This window comes from Phenylobacterium conjunctum (assembly GCF_042679085.1).
Lineage (GTDB): Bacteria > Pseudomonadota > Alphaproteobacteria > Caulobacterales > Caulobacteraceae > Phenylobacterium > Phenylobacterium conjunctum.
In genome coordinates this window covers 13015-38623 of record NZ_JBHTLQ010000001.1, presented here as the reverse complement: position 1 = coordinate 38623, position 25609 = coordinate 13015, and the positions used below count along the sequence as shown (strand labels likewise).

The 25609-nt window shown below is 68.8% G+C and carries 22 protein-coding genes; 8 read left to right on the top strand and 14 right to left on the bottom strand.

Features of this window, described 5'->3' with window-relative positions; all coding sequences use genetic code 11:
- Position 1: 1 nt before the first annotated feature.
- The 7 genes from ACFQ27_RS00190 to ACFQ27_RS00160 form a co-directional block, all read right to left on the bottom strand.
- Positions 2-859: an ABC transporter permease gene (locus ACFQ27_RS00190; RefSeq protein ID WP_377351935.1), complete on the bottom strand. Its 858-nt coding sequence runs from the start codon at positions 857-859 to the stop codon at positions 2-4.
- On the bottom strand, positions 859-1767 hold the full coding sequence (locus ACFQ27_RS00185; protein WP_374345675.1) for an ABC transporter permease: 909 nt from the start codon (positions 1765-1767) through the stop codon (positions 859-861). Before ACFQ27_RS00185 ends, ACFQ27_RS00190 begins: the two co-directional genes overlap by 1 nt.
- Positions 1768-1961: 194 nt before the next feature.
- Positions 1962-3053 (bottom strand): ABC transporter substrate-binding protein, encoded by a 1092-nt coding sequence (locus ACFQ27_RS00180; protein WP_374345676.1) that lies wholly within the window; start codon positions 3051-3053, stop codon positions 1962-1964.
- 82 nt (positions 3054-3135) lie between these two features.
- Positions 3136-4521 carry a glutamine synthetase family protein gene (locus ACFQ27_RS00175; protein ID WP_377351934.1) on the bottom strand — a complete coding sequence of 462 codons (1386 nt, stop codon included), beginning with the start codon at positions 4519-4521 and terminating at the stop codon, positions 3136-3138.
- Complete coding sequence (locus ACFQ27_RS00170) at positions 4518-5861, bottom strand: aspartate aminotransferase family protein (RefSeq protein WP_377351933.1); 1344 nt, start codon at positions 5859-5861, stop codon at positions 4518-4520. Before ACFQ27_RS00170 ends, ACFQ27_RS00175 begins: the two co-directional genes overlap by 4 nt.
- On the bottom strand, positions 5858-7237 hold the full coding sequence (locus tag ACFQ27_RS00165) for an NAD-dependent succinate-semialdehyde dehydrogenase (RefSeq protein ID WP_377351932.1): 1380 nt from the start codon (positions 7235-7237) through the stop codon (positions 5858-5860). The genes ACFQ27_RS00170 and ACFQ27_RS00165 overlap by 4 nt, the downstream gene beginning before the upstream one ends.
- A gap of 94 nt (positions 7238-7331) precedes the next feature.
- Positions 7332-8006, bottom strand: a complete 675-nt coding sequence (locus tag ACFQ27_RS00160) for a GntR family transcriptional regulator (protein ID WP_377351931.1) — start codon at positions 8004-8006, stop codon at positions 7332-7334.
- A 159-nt stretch (positions 8007-8165) separates the two neighbouring features.
- On the opposite strand from ACFQ27_RS00160, the gene manD reads away from it, so the two are divergent.
- The 3 genes from manD to ACFQ27_RS00145 all read left to right on the top strand — a co-directional run bounded on the left by manD (position 8166) and on the right by ACFQ27_RS00145 (position 12135).
- A complete protein-coding gene (gene manD / locus ACFQ27_RS00155; RefSeq protein WP_377351930.1) occupies positions 8166-9377 on the top strand; it encodes a D-mannonate dehydratase ManD in 1212 nt (403 codons plus the stop codon).
- Positions 9378-9385: 8 nt separating this feature from the next.
- Positions 9386-10843, top strand: a complete 1458-nt coding sequence (locus tag ACFQ27_RS00150) for a mannitol dehydrogenase family protein (RefSeq protein ID WP_377351929.1) — start codon at positions 9386-9388, stop codon at positions 10841-10843.
- Positions 10844-10995: 152 nt separating this feature from the next.
- Entirely contained in the window at positions 10996-12135 is a 1140-nt protein-coding gene (locus tag ACFQ27_RS00145) for a M23 family metallopeptidase (RefSeq protein ID WP_377351928.1), read from the top strand.
- A gap of 267 nt (positions 12136-12402) precedes the next feature.
- Here ACFQ27_RS00145 and ACFQ27_RS00140 read toward each other — a convergent pair whose 3' ends face one another.
- The 3 genes from ACFQ27_RS00140 to ACFQ27_RS00130 are packed head-to-tail and all read right to left on the bottom strand — an operon-like array spanning position 12403 to position 16614.
- The gene (locus ACFQ27_RS00140) at positions 12403-13404 is read right to left on the bottom strand and encodes a metallophosphoesterase family protein (RefSeq protein ID WP_377351927.1); all 1002 of its coding nucleotides are present in this window, start codon (positions 13402-13404) and stop codon (positions 12403-12405) included.
- 47 nt (positions 13405-13451) lie between these two features.
- Complete coding sequence (locus tag ACFQ27_RS00135; protein WP_377351926.1) at positions 13452-14276, bottom strand: hypothetical protein; 825 nt, start codon at positions 14274-14276, stop codon at positions 13452-13454.
- 55 nt (positions 14277-14331) lie between these two features.
- Positions 14332-16614, bottom strand: coding sequence for an NADP-dependent malic enzyme (locus tag ACFQ27_RS00130; protein ID WP_377351925.1), 2283 nt, complete (start codon positions 16612-16614; stop codon positions 14332-14334).
- 164 nt (positions 16615-16778) lie between these two features.
- On the opposite strand from ACFQ27_RS00130, the gene ACFQ27_RS00125 reads away from it, so the two are divergent.
- Entirely contained in the window at positions 16779-17696 is a 918-nt protein-coding gene (locus ACFQ27_RS00125; RefSeq protein WP_374345687.1) for an SDR family NAD(P)-dependent oxidoreductase, read from the top strand.
- Between the two features lie 42 nt (positions 17697-17738).
- Here the strand turns inward: ACFQ27_RS00125 and ACFQ27_RS00120 are convergent, their stop codons facing one another.
- Both ACFQ27_RS00120 and ACFQ27_RS00115 read right to left on the bottom strand, forming a co-directional pair.
- Complete coding sequence (locus ACFQ27_RS00120; protein ID WP_377351924.1) at positions 17739-18263, bottom strand: hypothetical protein; 525 nt, start codon at positions 18261-18263, stop codon at positions 17739-17741.
- 114 nt (positions 18264-18377) lie between these two features.
- Positions 18378-20543, bottom strand: coding sequence for a penicillin acylase family protein (locus ACFQ27_RS00115; protein WP_377351923.1), 2166 nt, complete (start codon positions 20541-20543; stop codon positions 18378-18380).
- A gap of 558 nt (positions 20544-21101) precedes the next feature.
- Here ACFQ27_RS00115 and ACFQ27_RS00110 point away from each other — a divergent pair.
- A complete protein-coding gene (locus ACFQ27_RS00110) occupies positions 21102-21515 on the top strand; it encodes a helix-turn-helix domain-containing protein (RefSeq protein WP_374345690.1) in 414 nt (137 codons plus the stop codon).
- Positions 21516-21602: 87 nt separating this feature from the next.
- On the opposite strand, the gene ACFQ27_RS00105 is transcribed toward ACFQ27_RS00110, so the two are convergent.
- On the bottom strand, positions 21603-21806 hold the full coding sequence (locus tag ACFQ27_RS00105; RefSeq protein ID WP_374345691.1) for a cold-shock protein: 204 nt from the start codon (positions 21804-21806) through the stop codon (positions 21603-21605).
- A 196-nt stretch (positions 21807-22002) separates the two neighbouring features.
- Positions 22003-22581 (bottom strand): TlpA family protein disulfide reductase, encoded by a 579-nt coding sequence (locus tag ACFQ27_RS00100; RefSeq protein ID WP_377351922.1) that lies wholly within the window; start codon positions 22579-22581, stop codon positions 22003-22005.
- A gap of 47 nt (positions 22582-22628) precedes the next feature.
- Here ACFQ27_RS00100 and argH point away from each other — a divergent pair, with 47 nt between their 5' ends.
- From argH to lysA, 3 genes are read left to right on the top strand one after another with little or no spacing between them, the layout of a single operon-like run.
- Positions 22629-24056, top strand: coding sequence for an argininosuccinate lyase (argH, locus tag ACFQ27_RS00095; protein WP_377351921.1), 1428 nt, complete (start codon positions 22629-22631; stop codon positions 24054-24056).
- Positions 24053-24328 (top strand): hypothetical protein, encoded by a 276-nt coding sequence (locus ACFQ27_RS00090; protein WP_374345694.1) that lies wholly within the window; start codon positions 24053-24055, stop codon positions 24326-24328. The genes argH and ACFQ27_RS00090 overlap by 4 nt, the downstream gene beginning before the upstream one ends.
- Positions 24325-25608 (top strand): diaminopimelate decarboxylase, encoded by a 1284-nt coding sequence (gene lysA, locus ACFQ27_RS00085; RefSeq protein ID WP_377351920.1) that lies wholly within the window; start codon positions 24325-24327, stop codon positions 25606-25608. The genes ACFQ27_RS00090 and lysA overlap by 4 nt, the downstream gene beginning before the upstream one ends.
- The last annotated feature ends 1 nt before the right edge of the window (position 25609 follow it).

The following is a 25609-nucleotide window of genomic DNA, read 5'->3' as shown; positions in this document are numbered from 1 at the left end:
TTCAGCTCTTGTCGCCGCCGCCGTGGCCGGCCGCCGCGGCCGGGTCCCCCTGCAGCCGTAGGGCGACGGCGGTGAGGATCACCGTCAGCACGATGAGGATGGTCGAGGCCGCGTTGACCTCCGGCGTCACCGAGAACCGCACCATGGCGTAGACCTTGACCGGGAAGGTCACCGTGTCCGGGCCGGAGGTGAAGAAGGTGATGACGAAGTCATCGAGGCTGAGGGTGAAGGCCAGGAGAGCGCCGGCCACCAGGGACGGCGCCATGTGCGGCAGGATCACGTCCTGGATGGTCCGCCACTCGCCGGCGCCCAGGTCACGGGCCGCCTCCTCCATCTCGCGGTTGAAGCTGGCCATGCGGGCCCGCACCACCACCGCCACGAAGGGGAAGGAGAAGGAGACGTGGGCGATGATGATCGCGCCCAGGTTCAGCGGCCAGGGCAGGCCCTGCGGCCAGGGCAGCACCTTGGCGAAGAACACCAGCATGGCCACGCCCATGCAGATCTCCGGCACCACGATGGGCAGGGCCAACGCCCCGTCCAGCGCCGTCTTGCCCGGAAAGCGGAACCGCCACAGGGCGAAGGCTACCATCGCCCCCAGCATGACGCTGAGCAGGGTCGAGACCGCCGCGATGGTCAGGGAGTTGCCGAAGGCCTCGATCAGCGAGGCGTTGTTGAACGCCTTCTCGTAATATTTGAGGGTGAAGCCCTTCCAGACGATGTTGCGCCGGCTGTCATTGAAGCTGAAGGCCATCAGGGCGATCAGCGGCACGTAGAGGAACAGACCCACCGCCGCCAGCCAGGCCTGCATCTGCCAGCGGCGGAGGTATTCCAGCGGTCCTGCGGGGTCGCGGCGCGCCATCAGCTGGCCTCCCTCGGCTTGGGCCGGGACAACAGGGCCTGGATCGCGATGGCGATGAAGGTCAGGTACATCAGCACGAAGGACAGGGCCGCGCCGAAGGGCCAGTCATTGGCGCGCTTGAACTGCCGCTCGATGACATTGGCGATCATCTGGCTGTCCGGGCCGCCCAAAAGGTCCGGCGTCAGATAGGCCCCGAGCGCCGGGATGAAGGTGATCAGCACGCCGGACGCGATGCCCGGCAGGGCCAGGGGAACCACCACCCGCAAGAGGGTGCGGATGTGGCCCGCGCCCAGGTCCAGGCTCGCCTCCATCAGCGAGCGGTCCAGGCGGTCCAGGGCCGAATAGAGCGGCAGCACCATGAAGGGCAGGTGGACATAGACGAGGCCCAGGACCACCGCGAAGTTGTTGTGCAGCAGTTCCAGCGGCGTGAAGTCGCCGATGGGCGCCAGCCCCAGCAAGGCCGCCAGCCCCTGCCCGCCTTTCCAGAGCCAGCCCAGCGACTGGTTGACGTAGCCCTCCGTCCGCAGGACCGCGATCAGGGCGTAGGTCCGGATCAAGAGGTTGGTCCAGAAGGGCAGCATGATCAGCAACAGCAGCCAGGTCTTGGCCTTCTCGCTGGCGAAGGTGATGGCCAGCGCCACCGGAAAGCCGATCACCAGGCACAGCCCCGTGGTCAGGGCCGCGACCCAGGCCGATTTGATGAAGATCTTCAGATAGAGCGGCTCCACCGCCCGGATGTAGTTCTTGAAGGTGCCGGTGATGGCGATGTCGGTCAGGCCGACATTGTGGCCGAAGCTGTAGGCCCAGATGATCGCCAGCGGCGCGAGGAAGAACAGCACCAGCCAGAACAGCGGCGGCCCCAGCGCAGCGGCGAACACCGCCTTGGCCTTGGTCCAACTGAGCTCCATCAGCGCCTCCTGAGAGCGCCCTTCTCCCCTTGTGGGAGAAGGTGTCGGCGAAGCCGACGGATGAGGGGTCTCTCAGACCGCCCCGGACACAACGCCACTCCGGCCAGGCGCGCGCGACCCCTCACCCGACCCCGCTCCGCGGGGCCACCCTCTCCCACAAGGGGAGAGGGAAAAGAGGCGCACGCCAGCGACACCTAGGCCGCCCGCACGCGGGTGATGACCTCTTCGTAGAGGCTGGCCTTTTCCGGGCCTTCGAAGGCGCCGTACTCGCATTTCGCCAGTTGGTCCGCGGGCGGGAAGATCACGGGGTTGTCGCGATACTCCGCCGGCATCAGCGCCTTCGCCGCCGCGTTGGGCGTCGGATAGAGAATGGTCTTGGAGATCTCGGCGCCCGCCTGGGCGTCCAGGATGTAGTTGATGAAGGCGTGCGCATTGTTCGGCCGCGGCGCGCCCTTCGGAATGCACAGGGTGTCGGAGTTCAGCAGGCTGCCTTCCTTGGGGACCACGAAGCCGATGTCGTCGTCTTCCTTCATCACCTGGGCGATGTCGCCATTGTACTCCAGCACCAAGTCCACCTCACCCGACGCCAGGAGGTCCTGGCCGTTGTCGTCGTGGAAGGCCTTCACGAACGGCTTCTGCTTGATCAGCATCTGCTCGATCTCGGCCACCAGCTCGGGCGGGATGTTGTTGACCGAGTGGCCCTTGTACTTGGCCGCCAGCCGCACGAGGTCGGCGCTTTCGGACAGCAGGGCGATCTTGCCGGCGTACTGGTTGCTGTCGAACAGGTACTTCCAGCTGTCTGGGACGCCCTTCACCTTGCTCTTGCGATAGCCGATGCCGAGCACCAGCCAGGTGTAGGGCATGGAGAACTTCCGCCCCGGGTCGTAGTCCGGGTTCATGAAGGTCGGATCGACGTTCTTGATGTTGGGGATCTTGCTGTGATCCAGCGGCTCCAGCAGACCGGCCTGGCCCATCCGGGTGACGAACTCGTTGGACGGCACGATCACGTCGAAGCCGGGATTGCCGGCCTTCAGCTTGGCGAACAGTTCGTCGTTGGTGGCGAACAGGCTCATGTTCACCTCGACCCCGCTGGCCTTCTTGAAGTCGGCCAGGGTGGTCTCACCGATGTAGGTGTCCCAGTTGTAGAAGTTGAGCTTCGGCTCTTCGCCGCCCGCGACCTTGGCGGCCGGCTTGGGGCTGCAGTTGGTCAGGCTGAATCCGACAGCGGCGGCGCCCAGGGCGGTCAGCAGCGACCGGCGGGAGGCCCCACGAAATTGGCTCGTCATCCTCGATCTCCTTGTCGTCCCCCGACGGAGGCCCGAGGGCGCTCCGCCGTCCATCCAAACCCTTGTTATTTTTGCGCTCGGCTCAGGCGTTGCGCAGATACCAGTCAAAATCGAGGGCGGTGACGACCTCGAAGAACCGCGCCTGCTCGGTCCGCTTCACCGAGCAGAACATGTCCACGAACCGGTCGCCCAGATAGTCGCGCAGCACCGCGCTGCGATCGAACAGGTCCACCGCCGCGAACCAGTTGGTGGGCAGGCGGGTGTTCTCCCGCGCCGCCGCCGCATAACCGTCGCCCTCCACCGCCGGGCCGGGATCAGCCTTCGTCGTGATGCCGTGGTGCGCCGCCGCCAACAGGGCTGCGAGCACCAGGTACGGGTTGGCGTCGGCCCCGGCCACGCGATGCTCCACATGCCGGGTGGGCGCAGGTCCAGCCGGCACCCGCAGGGAGACCGTGCGGTTATTCACCCCCCAGGTCGGCGCCACGGGCGCGTAGGAATTGGCCTTGAAGCGCCGGTACGAATTGGCGTTGGGCGCCAAGATGGCCATGCAGTCGCCCATCAGCGCCTTCATGCCGCCGATGGCGTGTTTCAGCAGGGCCGAGCCTTGCGGATCCTCGCTGGCGCACAGGTTGTCGCCGGCCGGATTGGCGATGCTGACATGGACGTGGAAGCCGCTGCCCGCCCGGTCGGCCCAGGGCTTGGCCATGAAGGTCGCCTCGCACCCATGGCGCAGGGCCACCCCCTTGGTGGCGCGCTTGTAGATCACCGCGTCGTCCGCCGCCGACAGGGCGTCGGGCTTGTGCTTCAGGGTCAGCTCCACCTGGCTGGGCGCGAACTCCGAAATCGCGCCTTCCAGCGGCACGCCCAGAACGTCGGCCGTCGCCCACAGTTCGCGCAGGAACGGCGCCACAGACTCCAGTTCCGGCAGGCCATAGACCTGGATGCCGTGCGGCCGCTGGCCGGTCAGGGCCGACTTCGGCGGCTGCAGGTCGCCCTCCGCCGTCCGCTCGGTGTCGACCAGGTAGTATTCCAGCTCACAGGCCACGACCGGGATCAGGCCGTCGGCCTCGTAACGATCCAGCACCCGGCGCAGCACATGGCGCGGGTCGAGATCGTTGGGCGTCCCGTCCAGCTCATAGAGCGACAGCATCACCTGGGCCATGTCGGGGCCAAGCCACGGCGCCAGCTTCAGCGTCCCCGGCACGGGCCGCGCCCGGCGGTCGGCGTCGCCGTCCTCCCAGACGAGGCCCGTCTCCTCGCAGTCGGCGCCGGTGGTGTCGACCACCAGGATCGAGCCGGGCAGGAAACGGCCATAGTCATAGATCGCCTGCAGCTCATGCACCCGCAGGCGCTTGCCGCGCGGCACCCCGGTCATCGAGGTGAAGAACACCTCCACGAACTGGACCTGCGGGTTGGCGGCCAGGAAGTCGCGGCACTCCTGCGGGTCGGCGACGAGGGGCAGGGTCATGCGGCGAGGTCCTTCAGGGCGGCGCCGAATCCGTCCACCGCTTCGACCAGCCGGTCGATGGCGGCGTCGGCGGTGTCCGGCGACACCAGCATCATGTTGTGGAAGGGCGCGATCAGCACCCCCCGGTTGATCAGCCACAGATGAAGCGCGGCCAGGAGGTCCGGGTCCAGGGCCTTGCGCATCTCGGCGGCGTTTTTCGGGGCCGGATCGGCGAAAACCAGCTCCACCCGCGCGCCCACCCGCACCACGCTCCAGGCCAGGCCCTGGCGCGCGATCACGCCTGACAGCCCGGCCGCCAGCCGTTCCGCGCCGGCCTCCATGCGGGCATAAGCCGCCTCGGTCATGACTTCGGCCAGCATGGTCTTGATGGCCGCCAGCGCCAGCGCATTGCCGGCCAGGGTCGTGCCGATGCCGGACTGGCCGGGGCCGATGCGCGCCTGGGCCGCATCCATCCGGGCGCTGAGCTCGGCGGTCACGCCCCAGACCGCGGCGGGGATCCCGCCGGCGATGGCCTTGCCGACCACGAACATGTCCGGCGCCAGGCCATGGGCCCGCACATAGCCGCCGGAGCCCGAGGACAGGGTGTGGGTCTCGTCCAGGATCAGCAGGGTCCCGGCGGCCCGCGTCAGGCGCCGCAGGGCGTCGTGGAAGCCGGGCTCCGGCAGGATCATCCCGCAATTGGTCATCACCGGCTCGGCCAACACCGCCGCCACGTCGCCGGGCTCAAGCGCCGCTTCCAACGCCACGAGGTCGTTGAACGGAACTACGCGGGTCGTCGCGGTCATGTCGTGGACCTGGCCGACCAGCCCGGCCTTCATCGCCGTCGCCCCGTCCTTCAGGGTCACGAGGCAGTCCTCGACCATGCCGTGATAGCAGCCGTCGAAGACCAGGATCACCGGGCGCTCCGTCACCGCCCGCGCCCAGCGAATCACCGCGCGGTTGGCGTCGCTGGCCGTCACCGCCGCCTGCCACAGGGGCAGGCCGAAGCGCTCCGCGAGCAGCCGGCCCACGGTCACCGCATCCGCCGTCGGCAGCATGAAGCCTGCGCCCTGGTTCAGGCGCTGCGCCGCCGCGGCCGCCACCGCCGGCTGGCCATGGCCGAACATGGAGGGCGTGTCGCCCAGGCAGAAGTCGTCATAGGCCCGGCCATCCACATCGATCAGCCGCGCCCCCTCCCCGCGCTCGGCGAAGATCGGGCTGGGGCTCGCCCAGTCGCCCATCCAGTGCATGGGCGCGCCGCCGCGCCAGACGGCGCTCGCCTCAGCCGCCATCGCGACCGAGCGCGGATGCTCGGCGCCGAACCGGGCCGTCTCTCGGGCGAGGAGCGCGTCCAGCCTCATGCGACCCCGCCGAAGCACAGGTACTTGGTCTCGAAATACTCCTCGAGCCCTTCGGAGCCGCCCTCGCGGCCCAGGCCGCTTTCCTTGACCCCGCCGAAGGGCGCGACCTCGGTGGAGATCAGGCCCTCATTGATCCCGACCATGCCGGCCTCGATGGCCTCGGCCACCCGCCAGCAGCGGCCCACGTCGCGGCTAAAGAAATAGGCCGCCAGGCCGTAGGGCGTCGCGTTGGCCAGCGCGATGGCTTCGGCCTCAGTCTCAAACCTCACCACCGGGGCCACGGGGCCGAAGATCTCCTCGCGGAAGATCCGCATGTCCGCCGTCGCGCCGGTCAGCACGGTCGGCGTGAAGAACTGACCCTCCGACGTCCCGCCGGTCACCACCTTGGCGCCGCCCGCCACGGCCTCGGTCAGCAGGCCCTCGACCTTGGCCACCGCCTTCGCCGTGATCAGTGGGCCGATCTGCACGCCGGGCTGGTCGCCTGCGCCGACCTTCAGCGCGGCCGCCTTTTCAGCAAGCCGCGCGACAAAGGCGTCATGGATGCCCGACTGCACGATCAGGCGGTTGGCGCAGACGCAGGTCTGGCCGGCGTTGCGGTACTTGCTGGCCATGGCCCCGTCGACCGCGGCCTCCAGGTCGGCGTCGTCGAAGACGATAAAGGGCGCGTTGCCGCCCAGCTCGAGGCTGAGCTTCTTCACCGTGCCCGCGCACTGGCCGTAGAGCAGCTTGCCCACCGGGGTCGAGCCGGTGAAGGACAGCTTGCGGACCCGGCTGTCCTCGCACAGCACCGCGCCAATCGCGGACGCATCGGTCCCGGTCACAATGTTCAGCACGCCCTCGGGCACGCCGGCCTCGCTCGCCAGTTCGGCGATAGCCAGGGCGCACAGCGGCGTCTCGGCGGCCGGCTTGACCACCACCGTGCAGCCGGCGGCGAGGGCCGGGCCGACCTTGCGGGTGATCATGGCGATGGGGAAGTTCCAGGGCGCGATGGCCGCGCAGACCCCGATCGGCTGCTTCACCGACATCAGGCGCTTCTTGGGATCCGGCGTCGGGATCGCGTGGCCATAGGCGCGTTTGGCCTCGTCGGCGAACCAGTCGATGAAGCTGGCGCCATAGGCCACTTCGCCGCGCGCCTCTGCCAGGGGTTTGCCCTGCTCGGCGGTCATCAGCGCCGCCAGCCGCTCGGTGTGCATGAGGATCAGGTCGCTCCAGCGCCTCAGGATCGCACCGCGGTCCTTGGCCGTCCGCGCCGCCCAGGCGGGAAAGGCCGCATGGGCCGCATCGATGGCCGCGCGCGTTTCCGCAGCGCCCATATCCGGCAGGCTCGCCAGCACGGCGCGGTTCGCCGGGTTCGTCACCTGAAAGGTCTGGCTCATGCCCTGCTCCGCTTTGACGTCAACATGGACGAGCCGGTCTCGCGCAAACTGTGATCACAGTTTGCCCCGCCTTCTCGCCTGTCAAGCCGCCGGATCATGTCATCGCCTCGACGGCCGCGCGCATCTTGTCCATGCCTTGTGTCAGGTCAGCGGCGATGGCGGCGCGGGCGCCCTCCCCGTCCCCGGCGGCCAGGGCGGCGATGGCGATGGCGTGGTAGTCGGCGGGCAGGCTGTCCGTGCCGACCCGGCCGAACACCACCCTCATGAAGGGCCCGATCTGCAGCCACAGGCCGCCGGCCATGGACAACAGCACCTCGGCCCCCGAGCGCGCATAGAGGGTGAAGTGGAACTCGTGATTGGCCGCCATGTAGGCGTCCACGTCCCCGACGCTGAGCGCCTTGTCCAGGCGCACGTCGATCTCCTGCAGAAGCTTGACCAGGGCGGGATCGGCGCGCGCCGCGGCCCGCGCCGCCAGCTCCGGCTCGATCCACAGGCGGGCCTGCTGCAGCTGCTCCAGCCGTGACGGGGTCAGCGACGGCACGGACAGCCGCTTGTTCACCGGGTTCACCGCCAGGGCCTGCTCGGCCACCAGACGGCGCACCGCATCGCGCACCGGCATCGGGCTGACCCCCATGGTGGTGGCCAGGCTGCGCAGGCTTAAGCCCCGGCCCGGCGCGATCTGGCCGGTGATCAGGGCCTGGCGGATGGCGCCATAGACCTGGTCGTGCACCGCATGCTGGTCGGCGAGCGCCCGCCTCTGGGGGGACATGGGTTGAGTCCGCAGGTGAAACTGCGATCACAGTGCATGGGTGCGGAGATGGTGCAACCCCTCCGCTCATCCCGGCGAACGCCGGGATGAGCGGAGGGGGGTTAGGTGCGGGGCCAAGCCGCGCTAGGCTGACGGCGAAGCACCTCAACGGACCCGCCCATGCCCAAGATCATCGCCGCTCGTGTTGTCGTCACCAGCCCGGGGCGCAACTTCGTGACCCTGAAGATCGAGTGCGAGGACGGGACCTATGGCCTGGGCGACGCCACCCTGAACGGGCGTGAGCTGGCGGTGGAGAGCTATCTGACCGACCATGTCGTCCCCTGCCTGATCGGCCGCGACGCGCACCAGATCGAGGATATCTGGCAGTTCCTCTATCGCGGGGCCTACTGGCGCCGGGGTCCGGTGACCATGACGGCCATCGCCGCGGTGGACATGGCGCTGTGGGATATCAAGGCCAAGCTGGCCGGCATGCCGCTTTACCAGCTCCTCGGCGGCGCCTGCCGCACCGGTGTCATGGTCTATGGCCACGCCAATGGCGAGACGCCGGAGGACACCATCGCCGAGGCCCAGCGCTACAAGGCCCTGGGCTATAAGGCCATCCGCCTGCAGTCTGGCGTGCCGGGTCTGGCCTCCACCTACGGCGTCTCCAAGGACAAGATGTTCTATGAGCCGGCCGACGCCGACCTGCCCACCGAGAATGTCTGGTCCACCGAGAAGTACCTGCGCAGCGTCCCGCCCCTGTTCGCCGCCGCCCGTGAGGCCCTGGGCTGGGACGTCCACCTGCTGCACGACATCCACCACCGCCTCACCCCCATCGAGGCCGGGCGTCTGGGCAAGGACCTGGAGCCCTACCGTCCCTTCTGGCTGGAAGACGCGACGCCCGCCGACAACCCGGCCAGCTTCCGGCTGATCCGCCAGCACACCACCACGCCGCTGGCCGTCGGCGAGGTGTTCAACTCCATCTGGGACGCCAAGCCGCTGATCGAAGAGCAGTTGATCGATTATATCCGCTGCACCGCCGTGCACGCCGGCGGCATCACCCACCTGCGCCGGATCGCGGCCCTGGCCGACCTCTATAACGTCAGGACCGGCTGCCATGGCGCCACCGACCTGTCGCCGGTCTGCATGGCCGCCCACCTGCACTTCGGCCTGTCGATCCCGAACTTCGGGGTCCAGGAATACATGCGCCACACCGAAGAGACCGACGCGGTCTTCCCGCACGCCTACAGCTTCGCCGACGGCATGCTGCATCCGGGCGAGGCGCCGGGCCTTGGGGTCGACCTCGATGAGGGCCTAGCGGCAAAGTATCCCTATGCCCGGGCCTACCTGCCGGTGAACCGGCTTGAAGACGGATCGATGCATAACTGGTAACCGGTGTCATGGATCGCCTGACCGACACCGCCCTCGCCCACCTTGCCGCCGACATCGAACGCCCCGGCTATGACCGGCGCGCGGTGAAGACCGGGGTCGTCCACCTCGGGATCGGCGCCTTTCATCGGGCGCACCAGGCGGTGTGGTTCGACGATGCGCTTAGGGCCGGCGACCTGCGCTGGGGCGTGCTGGGCGCCTCGCTGCGGTCGGCGGACGTCCATGACCAGCTGGCGCCGCAGGACGGGCTCTACACACTGCTGGTCCGCGACGGCGAGACGACGGCGGCGCGGATCATCGGCGCGGTCCAGGGGGTGCTGGTCGCCCCGCGCGATCCAGGCGCCCTGGTCCAGGCCCTGGCCGACCAGGACGTGCACATCGTCACCCTGACCATCACCGAGAAGGGCTACAAGCTCGATCCGGTGACAGGTCGTCTGCTCACGGACGATCCGGACCTCGCGGCCGACCTGCAGAGCCTAGCCGCGCCGCGCACCGCGCCGGGGTTCCTGACTGCGGCCCTCGCCATCCGCCGGACGCGGGGCCTGGCCCCCTTCACAGCCATCTCCTGCGACAACATTCCGGAGAACGGCAAACGCCTGCGCGCGGCCGTTCTGGCCTTGGCGGGGGCCCACGACCCCGGCCTCGCCGCCTGGATCGCCGCCCAGGGCGCCTTCCCCCAGACCATGGTCGACCGCATCGTCCCGGCCACCACGGCCGACGACATCGCCGCCCTGTCCGCGCGCCTGCGCGTCGAAGACCAGGCCATGGTCAAGACCGAGCCCTTCCGCCAATGGGTGATCGAGGACCGTTTCGCCGGCCCCCGGCCCGACTTCGCAGGCCTGGGCGTCCAGCTCACCGCCGAGGTCGCCCCTTGGGAGGAGGCGAAGCTGCGCCTGCTCAATGGCGCCCATTCTGCCATGGCCTATCTGGGCGGCCTGGCCGGGATCGACTTCATCCACCAGGTGGTGTCCCGTCCCGACGCTGTGAGTTTCGTCGAGGCCCTATGGGACGAGGCCCAGACCACCCTCACCCCGCCCCCCGGCCTGGACGTCGCCGCCTATCGCCGCGAACTCATGGCCCGCTTCGCCAACCCGGCCCTGCAACACCGCACGCGCCAGATCGCCATGGACGGCAGCCAGAAGCTCCCCCAGCGCCTGCTTGCCACCGCCGTCGCGCGGCTCGACGCCAGTCAGGGGATCGACGCGATCGCGCTGGGCGTCGCCGCCTGGATCCGCTGGCAGGGCGGCCTGGACGATGCGGGCGCGGCGTTCCAGGTGGACGACCCCCTGGCCGCGACCACGGCAGCGCTCGCGGTCGGCGACGCCGCGGCCCAGGTGGAGGCCTTCATGAGCCTGCGCGCGGTGTTCCCGGAGCGGCTGGCCGGGAGCCCGGAATTCCGCGCGGCGGTCACAGCATGGCTGGACAAGCTATTGTCGGACGGGGCGCTGGCCACTCTGGCGCAGTTCTAGCCCTCACCCCCGCTCATCCCCGCGCAGGCGGGGATTCAAGCTGACTCACCATCCGCCCTAACCGCCGCATGGATTCCCGCCTTCGCGGGAATGAGCGGAAGGGGGAGTGGACAGGGTTGGGGTGAGGGGGCTGCTGGTCTAGGTTGCAGGCCATGCGTTTCCTCGCCCTCACCATCGCCCTTCTCACCCTGCCCCTGGCCGCGGTCGCCGCGCCGACGGCGTTTCCCATCGAGGTCTCAGCCGGCAAGCCGCCCCAGGCGGTGATGGCCGACGGGCGGGCGCGGCTGTTGTACGAGCTGCGGCTGACCAACTTCGCCCCGCGCGCCGTCACGGTGGACCAATTGTCGGTCAGAGATGCTCAGGGCCAGGTGCTGGCCACCTATGACGCCAAGGCCCTGGACGCCATGCTGCAGCCCATCGGCCACGAGCCCGCCCAGCCGGGCCTGCTCGACGCCGGCCGCAGCCTGGTGGTGTTCGTCGACCTGGCCCTGGCGCCGGGGGCCAAGGTTCCGGGCGCCCTGACCCACAAGGTGGTGTTCGCCTATACGCGCAAGAACGGCCAGACGGAGCGCCAGGAGGTTCCAGGCCCGCAGGTGGCGGTTGCGCCGGGCTCCGCGCGGGTGATCGCTGCGCCGCTGTCCGGCCCGCGCTGGCTGGCGGCCAATGCGCTCGCCAGCCTCGACCACCGCCGCAGCCAGATGCAGTCGGACGGCCACACCTTCACCGCCCAGCGCTTCGCCATCGACTGGATCCAGATCGGCCCCGACGGGATGCTGGCCCGCAATGGCGGCAAGCATAACGCCGACTTCTATGCCTATGGCGCGCCGGTGATGGCGGTGGCCGACGGGACCGTCACCGCGATCCGCGACGGCCAGCCGGAGAACGATGGCGCCAACACCGATCGCACCGTGCCGGTGACCCTGGAGACCATCGCCGGGGACTATGTGATCATGGACTTGGGCGCCGGGACCTGGGCGCTCTACGCCCACCTGCAGCCGGGCACCCTGACCGTGAAGCCGGGCGACAAGGTCAAGGCCGGCCAGGTGCTGGGCAAGCTCGGCAATTCCGGCAATTCGGACGCGCCGCACCTGCACTTTCAGCTGATGGACGGCCCCTCGCCTTTGGGGGCGGAAGGCGTGCCACACGCGCTCGCCGCCTTCGTCGACCACGGCCAGGCGAAGGATCCCGCGATCCTTGAGGGGACCGGCGCCTGGACGCCCGCCGGCGCCGCGGTTCCGCGCAAGGCGGAGTTCCCGCTGGACAATGCGGTGGTGGATTTGTCGGGGCGGTAGCGTCCCTACTCGATTGATCCTTCGCAGATGCGCGTAAAGCGTCCTTCTCCCCTTGTGGGAGAAGGTGGCCCTGCGGAGCAGGGTCGGATGAGGGGTCTCTCAGACCTCTCCGGGAAGGCCTTTCGCGACAATTGCGGAAAGGGATGGGCGACCCCTCATCCGTCGAGCTCCTCGCCCGACACCTTCTCCCACAAGGGGAGAAGGACACGGATGTAGCAGCAGATCACTCAGCTCAATTGAGTCCCGACCCTCGGGGGCTAGGGCCGGCTAGCACTTCGGGGTGATGCACAGCCTCTCGCCGTTCGCCGGCACGTGGCCGGTTTTGTCGAGCACGCCGTCGAGGCGGAGGTTGGCGATTCTGGGGCCGTCCTTGGTCATGGTGATCCACATGAAGTGGTCCATGCCGCCCGCCGAACCGTCGAAGGACCGCTCGCCGCCGGTGGTCCCCAGCATGATGTGGTCGGCCCCGTTCAGCTGGCTGTAGCTGTAGCGGTGCAGGTGGCCGTTCAGGATGGTGTAGGGCCGGCCCTTCAGCGCCGCCTCGATGGGGGCGAGGCCGCCTGAGCCCTGGCGGTTGTAGGCGGGTTTGTGCATCAGGGCGATGGTCCAGCGGACCTTGGGATGGTCGGCGATGGCCTTCTGGAAATAGGCCACCTGGTCCGGCCCGATCTCGCCCACCTTGGATTCGATCAGTGACGCGTAGGGCAGCTTGAAGGCGTTCGCCGGATCGGTCTTGCGGGCGGCCAGGTAGTCGGCGCGCATCTTGTAGATCTGCTGCATCCGCTCGGGCGCATAGTCCTCGGTGTCCAGCACCAGGAACAGGACGTCCTTGTAGACGAACCAGTAGTAGCGGCGGCCATAGCGCTCCTCCCAGACCCGGCGCTGGGTCAGGTTGGTCATGTCGTGGTTGCCGGCCACGTGGAAGAAGGGCGCCGGCGCCTTGGCGGCCAGGGCGTCGAAATCGTCCCATTCCTGTTTCAGCCGGGCCACGTCCTCGGTCCCGCCGTCGATCATGTCGCCGACGGTCATGATGAAGGCCGGGCGCATCAGCTCCAGTTGGGCGGCGGCCACGTCGAAGACGCCGGGGCGGTAGCCGGACTCCAGGTCCGAGACCACGGCGAAGGCGAAGTCGCCAGGCGCGTCATCGAAGCGGGTGTGGGTCCAGGGCGTCGGGCCCTTGGGGATATCGGATCTGAAGGCGGGCGGACCGGCGGCGCCCAGCAGGACCGCCAGGGCGAGCGCCCCCAGCAAGCTTGTGATGCGTGTCATGGCCGCCCTCCCCGTCTGTGGCGACCATCCTGGCCCAGGCGGCGGGTTCAGGCCAGATGGCTGGCCAAGAGAACCGTGCGGTCCAGCCCGGCGTCCCGGTGATGCAGGGCGGCGTGATAGACCGGGACCTGCTCCATCGTCGCGATGGCCGCCGGGTTCGGATAGAGCATGACGGCGACGTCGTCCCAGTCGCCGACCGTCGGCCCCGCGTCCGGCTCGCGCAGCACGTCACGCACCCGCCCGTAGAACTGCAGCGTCCCGCCCACCCGATAGACGGTCTGCAGCGCCACCGCGCCATAGCGGCGATAGGCCTCGGCGCCGGTTGAGGGCCGGCCGTCCTTGTAGCGGGCGGTCTCGAAGTACTTCAGGAAGTTGACCATCGCCGGGCGGTAGCTGGCCGGCCGGGCGATCAGGGCCTCGGTGTTGGCCTTGGTCGGCATGATGTCGGTTCGGAAGCCCAGGGTCGCGGGATCCGTCACCGGCGCGTCCTTGGGCTTGGCCAGCACGCCCAGGGTCACCAGCACCCGCAGGACGCCCAGCGCCAGGGCCGGCGGGGCGAGCAGGTCGATGCGGGCGATATAGGCGTCCACCGTCCCCGAGCCGAGCGTCAGGGGGTCGGCGTCATGGGCGCCGCCGGTCAGGATCAGGCAGGTGTCCCAATAGGCCTCATCGGCGATCATCGGGGCGTCGATCCTGGAGCGCCAGCGCAGGCGCACGCCGGGCGCAAGGCTTGGCGCCTCTCCGCCCTTCAGCATCACGAACCAGGCCGGCGAGGCCACGCCCAGCCGCTGGACCGGCTCGCTCGCGCCGATCAGCCAGACGATGGCGACAAGGGTCGCGACGAGCGCGATCAGGCCGGCGAGGATCAACATGGACAGCTCCCGTTTATGACACGCACAATGTCACAAACGGGAGGGGTGCGGAAGCCTAGCCCGCCACCAGCCCCTGCGCCGAGGCCTGGGCCGCGGCGATGGCGGTCAGGTTGATGACGCCGCGCGCGGTCACCGTCGGGATCATCACGTGCAGCGGCTTGGACAGGCCCAGCAGGATGGGGCCGACCAGCAGCGCCTCCGTCGCCCCGGCCAGCAGGGTCAGGCTGATATTGGCCGCATCCAGGGTGGGCATGATCAGGAGGTTGGCCGAGCCCTGCAGCCGGCCATCCGGGACCAGCCGCTCGCGCAGGATCTGGCTGAGCGCCGAGTCCCCGTGCATCTCGCCATCGATTTCCAACTCCGGCGTCCGGGACCGGATCAGGGCGAGCGCGTCGCGCATCTTCCGCGCCGTCGGCGAGTTGCTGGCCCCGAAGTTGGAGTGCGAGAGCAGGGCCGCCTTGGGCGTCACGCCGAACCGGCGCACCTCTTCCGCCGCCAGGGCCGCGAGCTCGGCGATCTGTTCGGCGGTCGGGTCCACATTGACGTGGGTGTCGGCGAAGAACAGCGCGCCCGACGGCAGGATCAGGGCCGACAGGGCATAGACGCGGGAGACGCCGGCCTGCCGCGGCAGGATCGGCAGGGCGTAGGTCATGTGTTTCCACCAGTCGCCGCCGCCGCCGACCAGGGCCGCATCCACGCGACCCGCGTCGAGCAGCATGGAGGCCGCCACGGTGGGACGGGTGCGGAACCGCAGGGTCGCCGCCGGCGGCGAGACGCCGCGCCGGCCGACCCGGGCGCAATAGTCGCTGATCAGCCGCGGCCCGTCCGGATCCGTCGCCCAGTCGAAGATCTCAACGTCGTGCCCGGGTTTCAGGCGCAAGCCCATCTGGGCGATCTTGCCGGCGATCACCTCCGGGCGGCCGACCAGGACCGGCCGGGCCAGGCCCTCGTCCACCACGGTCTGGACCGCGCGCAGCACGCGGTCGTCCTCGCCCTCGGCGTAGGCGACGCGGGCCGGAGCCTTCTTGGCCCGCTCGAACACCGGCCGCATCAGCTGGCCCGAGCGATAGACGAACCGCTCCAGCTGCCGAAGGTAGGCGTCGAAGTCGGCGATGGGTCGCCTGGCCACGCCGCTCTCCATCGCCGCCTTGGCCACGGCCGGGGCGACGGTCAGGATCAGGCGCGGATCAAAGGGCGCGGGGATGATGTAGCGCGGTCCGAAGGCGTGGGTGGTCCCGCCATAGGCGCTGGCCACCTCTTCGCTGGCCTCGGCGCGGGCCAGTTCGGCGATGGCCTCCACGGCGGCCAGCTTCATCGCCTCATTGATCTCGGTCGCGCCCACGTCCAGCGCGCCCCGGAAGATGAAGGGGAAGCACAGGACGTTGTTGACCTGGTTCGGATAGTCGCTGCGGCCGGTGGCGACGATGGCGTCCGGCCGGGCCTCGGCGACCAGCTCCGGAAGGATCTCCGGCTCGGGGTTGGCCATGGCCAGGATCAGCGGCTTCTCGCCCAAGAGCGGCAGCCATTCGGGCTTCAGCACCCTGGGCGCTGACAACCCTAAGAAAATGTCCGCCCCCGGCAGCACGTCCGGCAGGGTGCGCGCGTCGGTGGGCCGGGCGTAGCGGGCCATGTTGGCCGGCATGTCCGGATCACGCCCGGCATAGACCACGCCCTTGATGTCGGTGAGGGTGACGTTCTCGGCCGGCAGGCCCATGGAGACCAGCAGGTCCACGCAGGCCATGGCCGCGGCGCCGGCGCCGGAGGTGACCAGCTTGACGTCCTTCAGCGCCTTGCCCTGCAGCACCAGCGAATTGCGGACGGCGGCCGCGCAGACGATGGCGGTGCCGTGCTGGTCGTCGTGGAAGACCGGGATGTTCATCCGCGCGCGCAGGGCGCGCTCGATGGCGAAGCATTCCGGGGCCTTGATGTCCTCCAGATTGATGCCGCCGAAGGTGGGCTCCAGCGCCGCCACCACCTCGATGAACCGCTCGGGGTCCAGGGCGTCGACTTCGATGTCGAAGACGTCGATGCCGGCGAACTTCTTGAACAGGGCGGCCTTGCCCTCCATCACCGGCTTGCCGGCCAGCGGCCCGATATTGCCCAGGCCCAGCACGGCGGTGCCGTTGGTGATCACGGCCACCAGGTTGCCCCGGCCGGTATAGTCGCGGGCGGTGTCCGGGTCGGCGGCGATGGCCTCGCACGGCGCAGCGACCCCCGGCGAATAGGCCAGGGCCAAGTCGCGCTGGGTCGCCATGCGCTTGGTCGGCTCGACCGTCAGCTTACCGGGCTGCGGAAAGCGGTGATAGTCCAGCGCCGCGCGCCGGAAATCCTCGTCCATGAAGGCCTCCTTGGGACCCCTTGGACATGAAGCGCTGCGGCGGAGGAATCAACCTCTCCGCGCCCGGTGACGTAGCGCGACGAGTTCCATGATCGCGCTTCACCGCGTAATGCAGTCGCCGACGCGCCCGGCGGAACGGGCGGCGCGAAACCAAGGAGACGAAGATGGGCGTGCTCGACGGCAAGGTCGTTCTGGTCACCGGCGGGGCCGGCGGCATCGGCAAGGAGTGCGCGCTGCTCGCCGCGCGCGAGGGCGCCAAGGTGGTGGTCAATGACCTGGGTGGCTCGGTCGGCGGCGGCGACGCCGGCGATGCGGGCCCGGCCGAGGCCACCGCCCAGGAAATCCGCGCCGCCGGCGGCGAGGCGGTCTCCAACTCCGACAGCGTCGCCAGCATGGACGGCGTGAAGCGGATGATCGAACAGGCCAAGGACACCTTCGGCGGCCTGCACGCCGTGGTGAACCCGGCCGGCATCCTGCGCGACAAGATGTTCCACAAGATGGACGACGCCGACTGGGACGCGGTCATCGAGGTCCACCTGCGCGGCGCCTATAACGTCACCCGCGCCTCCATCGAGCTGTTCCGGAACCAGGAGGAAGGCTCCTACGTCCACTTCACCTCGACCTCGGGCCTGATCGGCAACATCGGCCAGGCCAACTACGCCGCCGCCAAGCTGGGCGTGATGGGCCTGTCGCGGATCGTGGCCATGGAAGGCGCGGCCAAGAACGTCCGCTCCAACATCATCGCCCCCTTCGCCTGGACCCGGATGATCGCCACCATCCCGGTGAAGGACGAGGCCTCGGCCCAGCGGGTTGAGCGGATGCAGCGCGCCATGCGCGCCGACCAGGTGGCCCAGCTGGCCGTCGCCCTGGCCGGCCCGGGCGCGAAGGCCGTCAGCGGCCAGATCTTCGCCGTGCGCGGCAACGAGGTGGTGCTGTTCAACCAGCCGCGCCCCGTGAAGTCCCTGGCCCGGATGGAAGGCTGGACGCCCCAGACCCTCCTGGATCACTGCCTCCCGGCCATGACCCCCAACTTCACCGACCTCGGCGCCAGCGCCGGCGTGTTCCCGTACGAACCGATCTGATTGCGGCGCGCCCCTTCTGAACCTCAGAAGGGGCGCGAGGCTTCAGTCTTCAGGCGGAGGCGGCAGGGGGAGCGGCAGAAGCGCGTCCTGGTCGGCATAGGCGGTCAGGGTCTGCCCCGGCTTGATCTCGATGTCATGGCCGCGCTTGAGCAACCCGAGCGGCCCGAACAGGACCGTCAGCGCGATCGTCGCGCCCATGGCGCCCTTGCCTTCGCCGCCCTTGCTGGCGCGCAGCCGGATCCGCGCATCGCCGACCCTCAGGTAGTTGAGCCGGATGTTCAACTCGCCGGCCTGGCCCATAAAGCCCTTCTTCCTGGCGTCGGTGACCTCGCCTTTTCCGCGGTAGCCCGCCTTCACGACGGTCCCGTCGGCGAGGCGCACGTCCTCGTCGAGCGTGATGGAGAACTGGTCCCCCGCGGAGTTCGTCCCCGACGACAGTCGGTCATTGAACCGGATCAGCAGTTCCGTGCCTTCCGGCACCTTCGCGACGGGAGCCTCGGCTCCCCACGCCATCGGGGCGGCCACAAGGCTTGCGGCCACCGAAAGAAGCACCGTGCGGCGCAACATGAAACACCCCCTGAACGTAAACGGGTCTCCAGCCGACCCACGCGTCAAGGTGGTCAGCGTCGCCGCTATCGGTCAAGGCGTGTTGGGGAGCGCCTCCACCAGAAGGACTCCCCTCTATTCCCCCGGCTTGTAGACCCGCTCGGTGTGGGCCTTGACCTGGTCGGGGTAGAACCAGACCTCGCGCAGGTCGCCCTTGGAATAGCGCTCCGCCTGGTCGTTGAAGTGGGGCGAGGCCGGGTCGCCGCTTTCGCCGCCGGCGGTGATGGCGCGGGCCTTCAGGCGCGGGCCGAACTCGACCACCGCCACGAAGCTGTTGCCGTAGGTCCCGTAGCGCTTCTTCGTGCCCTCGTCCGAACGGATGCCATAAGACGCCAGCGACCCCCACTGGGCCGAGGCGAACCCGACCGGGATCGAGGGCTTGGCGTCATCGAACGGGTGGACGATGTCGTCTGTCAGGCGCTGGAAGCGGTTCACCTGCCCCCAGGCGGTCTTCCAGGTCCCGAAGTCGGCGGTGAGCTTGGCGGACGCGTCCGCCAGGGCCTTCAGCTTCTGGTCGGCGCTCGAGCGGCCGTCCATCCAGTCATAGATGGTCACCTCGTCGGCCTTGGCTTCGGCCGCGCCCATGTTCCACATCGCCTCGCCCCAATAGACGGCCAGGGTCTGGGCGACGGAGTCCGTGCTCCAGCGATTGTCCCAGCCGCGCAGGACCGCGACCTGGTCGGCCAGGGCCATCTTGCGGGGATCGTCCCAGGCCAGCTTGTCCCAGGCGGTGACCAGGGTGGGCACAAGGCGCGCGAAGGCCGGCTGGTAGGGGTCGTAGGCCGTGGTCACCAGGCTATCGACCGTGAAGTCCTTCCGGTCCTTCAGGAGCGAGATGTAGTGCAGGCCGCGCGGGTTCTCGCCCACGCTGTCCATATACTTCGGATAGTCCTGGATCTTCGGGCTGAACTGGGCGGCGGCGGAATAGGGCCAGTTGTTGGAGTTCGCGACCCAGCCATTGGCCGGGGCGATCACGCTGGGCGCCTCGGAAAGCGCATGCAGACCCTGCCAGTCGGTGGCGGGATCCGAGCCGTCCACCGGCTTCGTATAGTCGAAGCGGTTGTCCCGCTTGGGCACGAATTGCGGCATCAGAAGCGCGACCTGGCCGGTTGAGTCCGCGAACAGGGTGTTGTTCGACGAGTTGGCCCGGAACTCCGCCACCTTCTGGAACGCCTTCAGGTCGGTGGCCTTGGTGCGCAGGAAGGATTGCTGCAGGGCCGCGATCGGGGTGTTCATCAGCGAAAACGCCACCCACTTGCCGTCCGCCTCACGCACGATGGGGCCGTGGTGGGTGCGATAGACGGTGAAGTCGCGGCTCTTCATCGACCCGTCGGCGGCCTTGTACGGCACGGTGATCTTGCCGACCGTGACCGGACGCAGCGCCTTGCCATAGCGGTAGAACAGCTTGCCGCCCTGATCGACGATGGTCTCGGCGAACTCGTCGACACTATCGAGGGTGCTGGTGGTGTGCATCCACCCGGCCTTCTCGTTGAAGCCCTGGTAGACGAAGAACTGGCCCCAGGTGCTGGCGCCATAGACGTTCAGGCCCTGGTCCGAGGTCACCTGGGCTTCCGAGCGGAAGTAGAACGAGGTGTGCGGGTTGATCAGCAAGAGGGCGTGGCCGTCCTTGGTGTTGGACGGGGCGATGGCGATGCCGTTGGAGCCCGAGGGCTCCCAGGGCTTCAGGCCGAGTTCGTCCTCGGTCATCGCCACCTGGCGCTTGCCGTAAAAGCTCTCCAGCCCGGTCAACGAGACCTTCTCGATGTCGCCGCCGATGCTGCCCTCGGTGAAGCTGAGCGCCATCCAGGGCTCGAAGTGCGTCAGCACCTTGGGCTTCACCTGCGGATGGGTGGCCAGGTAGTAGTTCAGCCCGTCAGCCCAGGCGGTCATCAAGGTCTTCAGCCAGCCGGGGCTCTTGGCGTACTGGGCCTTTAGGTCGGCGTCATTGATGAACAGGCGTTGGCGCAGGTCGCCCCAGATCGCCGCCTCGCCCTCGGCCTGGGCCCTGCGCCCGAGCGCGGTCAGGTAGTTGGTCTCCACCCGATTAAAGTCGTCCTCGGCCTGGGCGTAGATCATGCCGAACACCGCATCGGCGTCGGTCTTGCCGCGGATGTGGGCGATGCCCCAGGTGTCGCGGGTGATGGTCACGCGCTGGGCCTGGGCCGCGCCGGGATTGGCCGCCAGGGCCTGCAGGGGCGCCAGACACACGCTCGCCGCCAGCACCATACCGATCCTAGACATGGACAACCCTCCCCAGATGCGCGGCGCCGTCTGGCGCCGTCCCCTAAGCGGCCTAACCCGAGGGGCAGTCGGCGACAAGCCGCGGGGGCCGTCCCAGGCATCGACGGACTCCGTCTGCCACGCTGAGTCGCATCCCGCCCAAAAACTGAGATTTGGCCGCAACCAGCGGAATTGGACCTCAACTATACTCAGGTTGAGTGCATGAATTCGTCGAGATGAAAATACTCATATCGAGCATACATTGAGGATACAGTGCCCAGAATGGCGCCATGCCACTCAACCTGCGCAGGACCGCCTAGGCGGGAAAGTCCTGAGAGATCACACGCTTGCGGATTCCCTAGCCCCCCACCTGTAATTTGGATTTACAGCAGAAATTCAGAATCCGGGCGCGTTCGGGCTAACGGCTGAGTTGTGACGGCCCGAAACTACCCACCTTGGGCGCTGCACTCCAAGTTGCCGCTTTGCAAAACTGAAATTTGTGCAATTACTCGGTTCATCTTGGATGACCGGCGTCGGACCGTCGGTATGAACGCTGATAACTACAAAGGGAAGGGTGACATGGCCGAGGTTTCCAACAAGACCCCCGATCCGATGGATGTCGCCCTGGGCGCTGCGGTCCGCATTCGTCGCCGCACCATTGGTATGTCGCAAGAAGCCCTGGCCGAGCAGTGCGGCGTGAGCTTCCAGCAAATTCAGAAGTATGAGAACGGCGCGAACCGGATCTCGTTCTCGCGCCTGGTTCAGATCGCCCGCGCCCTGCGCTGCCGGGTGGTCGACCTGATGGACGTGCTGGACACCCCCGGGCACGACGCCACGGGTGACCTGGACCTGCTCAGCCGCATGCGCACGCCGGGCGCGCTGGAACTGCTGGCCGGCTTCGAGCGCCTGCCGGCCGAGGCCCGCACCTCACTGGTGAGCTTCATGCGCGCCCTGACCAACGCTGACGCGAGCCGCCAGAAGGAAGTCGCCTGACCCATAGGATCAGGAGACCGGTCCGATAGGACGCTGAAAATCAGGGCGCGGACCTTATGCAGGCCGCGCCCTTTTTCGTGGGCGGGATCAGCCGACCTGCAGGTCCACGGCGGCGACCTTGCCGCGCTCTTCCTTCAGATTGAAGCTGACCTTCTGGCCGTCGTTCAGGCCGCTCAGGCCCGCGCGCTCCACGGCGGAGATGTGGACGAAGACGTCCTTGCCGCCATCATCCGGCTGGATGAAACCGTAACCCTTGGTGGTGTTGAACCACTTGACCGTACCGGTGGCCATATCCGTCCTCGTCTCCTGACACGCCGCGGGGGGACCGGCTGTCGCCGGTCGCCCGGGGAACTCCTGCACTTGGCGCACGCGCCGCAGCCTGATCCCCCTCGCGGCCGCCAGGGCGGGACGAGGTTCGGCAGGCCCGCGAGACCGCACGCCTGGAATTAGTCCCCCGCCCGCTATGGGCGGTCAACCCAAAAGCGCCTCAGCCCGCGGCCAGCACCTTGTCGATAACGGCCTTGGCGTCCTTGCCCGACCAGTCGGCGCCGCCCGCCAGCCGGCCCTTCTCCACCCCCTCGGCGTCAAAGATGATGGTGGTCGGCATGCCCACGGCGACCGGCTTCAGGTCGTAGGGCAGCTTCATCTTGGGATCGCGATAGAAGCCCAGCGGGGCGTTCTGAGCGATGAACTGCTTGGCCGTATCCACGTCTCGGTCGCCATCGACGCTGACCGGGATCACCACCACTTTATCGGGTGAGTACTCCGCCTGGAGCTTGGCGAGCGCCGGCATCTCGATCTTGCAGGGCGCGCACCAGGTGGCCCAGATGTTCAGCACCACGACCTTGCCCTTGAAGTCGGCCAGGCGCAGCGGCTTGCCCTCGCCGTCATAGAAGGTGGTGGCGGGCGCGGCGGTGGCTTCGGCGGGGACCACGAGCTTGGCCATCTCGCCCTTGGCGACCGACTTCAAATCGCCGCGCGGGCCGGGATTGGCCGCGGCCTGGACGATGATATAGACAACCGCGGCGACGCCGACCGCGGCGACGCCCCAGAGGGCCCACTTCAAGCCGCTGGGCTTATTCCCGCCGACCTCATTCTGGCTGTTCTCGCTCAATGTCCGACGACTCCTCGCAAACGCCCGTTCAGTCCGCCGCCGACGGCCAGGGCCAGGCCATGTGGGGCGGCCGGTTTACGGCCAAACCGGCGGAATTGATGCAGGCGATCAACGTCTCCATCGGCTTTGACCGCCGCCTGGCCGCCCAGGACCTGGCCGGGTCCCGCGCGCACGCCGCGATGTTGCGCAAGCAGGGCGTCATTTCAAGCGCCGACGAGGCCGCCATCCAGCAGGGCCTGGCCGACATCGAGGCGGAGATGGCCGCCGGGACCTTCCCCTTCCGGGAAGAGTACGAAGACATCCATATGAACGTGGAGGCCCGGCTGCGTGAGCTGATCGGGCCGGCCGCTGGGCGGCTGCACACCGCCCGCTCGCGCAATGACCAGGTCGCCGTCGACTTCCGTCTGTGGGTCCGCGACGCCTGTCGCCGGGTCGAGGGCCAGCTGCGTGGCCTGCAGGCCGCCCTGGTGGCCAAGGCCGAGGCGCACGCCGAGACCCTGATGCCGGGCTTCACCCACCTGCAGCCGGCCCAGCCGGTGACCTTCGGCCACCACCTGATGGCCTACGTGGAAATGTTCGGCCGCGACGCCTCGCGCTTCGCCGACGCCGCCAAGCGAATGAACGAGTGCCCCCTGGGCGCCGCGGCGCTCGCCGGTTCGCCCTTCCCCATCGACCGCGAGGCCACGGCGCGCGCGCTGGGCTTCGACCGCCCCACCGCCAATTCGCTGGACAGCGTGTCGGCCCGCGACTTCGCGCTCGAGGCCCTGGCCGACGCCACCATCTGCGGCACGCACCTCTCGCGCCTGGCGGAAGAGATCGTGGTCTGGATGACCCCGCAGTTCGGCTTCATCAAGCTGACCGACGCCTTCACCACCGGCTCGTCCATCATGCCGCAGAAGAAGAACCCGGACGCCGCCGAGCTGGTGCGCGCCAAGGTCGGCCGCCTGCTCGGCTCCTTCACCCAGCTGTCCGTGGTGATGAAGGGCCTGCCGCTCGCCTATTCAAAGGACATGCAGGAGGACAAGGTCCCGACCTTCGAGGCCTTCGACGCCCTGGAGCTCAGCCTCGCCGCCATGGCCGGCATGGTCGCCGACCTGGAGCCCGTGGCCGCGCGCATGGCCCAGGCCGCCGGCTCCGGCTTCTCCACCGCCACCGACCTCGCCGACTGGCTGGTGCGCACCCTGGACCTGCCGTTCCGCGATGCCCACCACGTGACCGGCGCGGCGGTGAAGCGGGCCGAGACCCTGGGCTGCGACCTCGCCGACCTGCCGCTCTCCGAACTGCAGGCCCTGAACCAGGGAATCACCGCAGACGTCTATGACGTCCTGACCCCCAGGGCCTCGGCGGGCAGCCGCCGCAGCTATGGCGGAACCTCGCCCGAACAGGTCCGCGCCCAGGTGGCGCGCTGGAAGGAGATGCTGAAATGATCACGCGCAACCTCGCCATCACGCTGATCCTGGCGCTCGGCCTGTCGGCCTGCGGCAAGCTGGGCGCCCTGGAGCGTCCCGGCCCGATGTTCGGCCACGGCGGCGGCGCCGACGCCGGGCCGGAGCCGACCCGCTCGGTCCGCACGGTCGACCCGCGCGACCGCAACTCCGATCCCTCGCCCTCGCGCACCGTGCCGATCGAGGGCACGGTCAATCCGACCGCGTCCGGGCCGCAGGGCGTCCTGCCCGATCCCTACGCCACGCCGCGATGAACCACTTCGAACTGCGCGACGGCGCGCTGTGGTGCGAGGACGTCTCCCTCGCCGCCATCGCCCAAGAGGTCGGCACGCCGGTCTATGTCTATTCCTCCGCCACCCTTGAGCGGCACTACACCGTGCTGCGCGACGCCCTGGTGGCCGAGGGCATCCGCGGTGAGCACGGCGGCGACCCGCTGATCGCCTTTGCGGTCAAGGCCAACTCCAATGTGGCGGTGCTGAAGACCCTGGCCCAGCTGGGCGCGGGCGCAGACACCGTCTCCGAGGGCGAGATCCGCCGCGCGCTCGCCGCCGGCGTTCCGGGCGAGCGCATCGTCTTCTCCGGCGTCGGCAAGACCGCCGATGAGCTGGCCTTTGCGATCCGGAGCGGCGTCTCCGAGATCAATGTCGAGAGCGAGCCGGAGATGCACCTGGCCTCGCAGGTCGCCCAATCCCTGGGGACCCGCGCGACCATCGCCATCCGCGTCAATCCGGACGTCTCGGCCGGCGGCCACGCCAAGATCGCCACCGGCAAGGCGGACAACAAGTTCGGCGTCTCCTTCTCCGAGGCCGAGCGGCTCTATGCCCAGGCCGCCAACAACGCCGGCCTGAAGCCCGTGGGCGTCACCTGCCATATCGGCAGCCAGATCAGCGACCTGGCCCCCATGGCCGAGGCCTTCGCCAAGATGAAGGGCCTGGTCCAGCGGCTGCGCGCCGAGGGCCTCTCCGTCGAGCGCCTGGATCTCGGCGGCGGGCTGGGCGTGCCCTATTTCAACCAGCCGCCCCCGCCCTCACCCGCCGACTACGCCCGGATGATCGCCTCGACCATGGGCGGGCTGGACGTGGCCTATTCCTTCGAGCCTGGCCGGATGATTTGCGCCAACGCCGGCGTCCTGGTCGCGGAAGTCCTGCACATCCACGAGCGGCCCGAGGGGCGGAAGTTCTGCGTCATCGACGCGGCCATGAACGACCTGATCCGCCCGGCCATGTACGACGCCTATCACGAGATCCAGGCCTTGAGCCCCCGGGCCGGCGAGGCCGTCACCTACGACGTGGTCGGCCCGATCTGCGAGACCGGCGACACCTTCACCCGCGACCGCGCCCTGCCGCCGCTGGCCCCGGGCGACCTGGTCGCCTTCATGAGCGCCGGCGCCTACGGCGCGGTGATGTCCAGCGAGTACAACAGCCGCCTCCTGGTCCCTGAGGTCCTGGTCAAGGGCGACCGCTGGTCGGTCATCCGTCCGCGGCCGACCTATGAGGACATGCTGAACCGCGAGCGCACCCCGGACTGGCTGTAGC

What these genes read in the sequence shown, in the direction of transcription:
- ACFQ27_RS00105 (WP_374345691.1), bottom strand. Translation starts at nt 21,806, where the DNA reads ATGGCCACCGGTACGGTCAAGTGGTTCAACACCACCAAGGGTTACGGT.
- ACFQ27_RS00130 (WP_377351925.1), bottom strand. Translation starts at nt 16,614, where the DNA reads ATGGACGAGGATTTCCGGCGCGCGGCGCTGGACTATCACCGCTTTCCG.
- ACFQ27_RS00125 (WP_374345687.1), top strand. Translation starts at nt 16,779, where the DNA reads ATGGGCGTGCTCGACGGCAAGGTCGTTCTGGTCACCGGCGGGGCCGGC.
- argH (WP_377351921.1), top strand. Translation starts at nt 22,629, where the DNA reads ATGTCCGACGACTCCTCGCAAACGCCCGTTCAGTCCGCCGCCGACGGC.
- ACFQ27_RS00160 (WP_377351931.1), bottom strand. Translation starts at nt 8,006, where the DNA reads ATGTCCCCCCAGAGGCGGGCGCTCGCCGACCAGCATGCGGTGCACGAC.
- ACFQ27_RS00175 (WP_377351934.1), bottom strand. Translation starts at nt 4,521, where the DNA reads ATGACCCTGCCCCTCGTCGCCGACCCGCAGGAGTGCCGCGACTTCCTG.
- ACFQ27_RS00185 (WP_374345675.1), bottom strand. Translation starts at nt 1,767, where the DNA reads ATGGAGCTCAGTTGGACCAAGGCCAAGGCGGTGTTCGCCGCTGCGCTG.
- ACFQ27_RS00115 (WP_377351923.1), bottom strand. Translation starts at nt 20,543, where the DNA reads ATGTCTAGGATCGGTATGGTGCTGGCGGCGAGCGTGTGTCTGGCGCCC.
- ACFQ27_RS00120 (WP_377351924.1), bottom strand. Translation starts at nt 18,263, where the DNA reads ATGTTGCGCCGCACGGTGCTTCTTTCGGTGGCCGCAAGCCTTGTGGCC.
- ACFQ27_RS00110 (WP_374345690.1), top strand. Translation starts at nt 21,102, where the DNA reads ATGGCCGAGGTTTCCAACAAGACCCCCGATCCGATGGATGTCGCCCTG.
- ACFQ27_RS00170 (WP_377351933.1), bottom strand. Translation starts at nt 5,861, where the DNA reads ATGAGGCTGGACGCGCTCCTCGCCCGAGAGACGGCCCGGTTCGGCGCC.
- lysA (WP_377351920.1), top strand. Translation starts at nt 24,325, where the DNA reads ATGAACCACTTCGAACTGCGCGACGGCGCGCTGTGGTGCGAGGACGTC.
- ACFQ27_RS00135 (WP_377351926.1), bottom strand. Translation starts at nt 14,276, where the DNA reads ATGTTGATCCTCGCCGGCCTGATCGCGCTCGTCGCGACCCTTGTCGCC.
- ACFQ27_RS00090 (WP_374345694.1), top strand. Translation starts at nt 24,053, where the DNA reads ATGATCACGCGCAACCTCGCCATCACGCTGATCCTGGCGCTCGGCCTG.
- manD (WP_377351930.1), top strand. Translation starts at nt 8,166, where the DNA reads ATGCCCAAGATCATCGCCGCTCGTGTTGTCGTCACCAGCCCGGGGCGC.
- ACFQ27_RS00190 (WP_377351935.1), bottom strand. Translation starts at nt 859, where the DNA reads ATGGCGCGCCGCGACCCCGCAGGACCGCTGGAATACCTCCGCCGCTGG.
- ACFQ27_RS00145 (WP_377351928.1), top strand. Translation starts at nt 10,996, where the DNA reads ATGCGTTTCCTCGCCCTCACCATCGCCCTTCTCACCCTGCCCCTGGCC.
- ACFQ27_RS00180 (WP_374345676.1), bottom strand. Translation starts at nt 3,053, where the DNA reads ATGACGAGCCAATTTCGTGGGGCCTCCCGCCGGTCGCTGCTGACCGCC.
- ACFQ27_RS00165 (WP_377351932.1), bottom strand. Translation starts at nt 7,237, where the DNA reads ATGAGCCAGACCTTTCAGGTGACGAACCCGGCGAACCGCGCCGTGCTG.
- ACFQ27_RS00140 (WP_377351927.1), bottom strand. Translation starts at nt 13,404, where the DNA reads ATGACACGCATCACAAGCTTGCTGGGGGCGCTCGCCCTGGCGGTCCTG.
- ACFQ27_RS00150 (WP_377351929.1), top strand. Translation starts at nt 9,386, where the DNA reads ATGGATCGCCTGACCGACACCGCCCTCGCCCACCTTGCCGCCGACATC.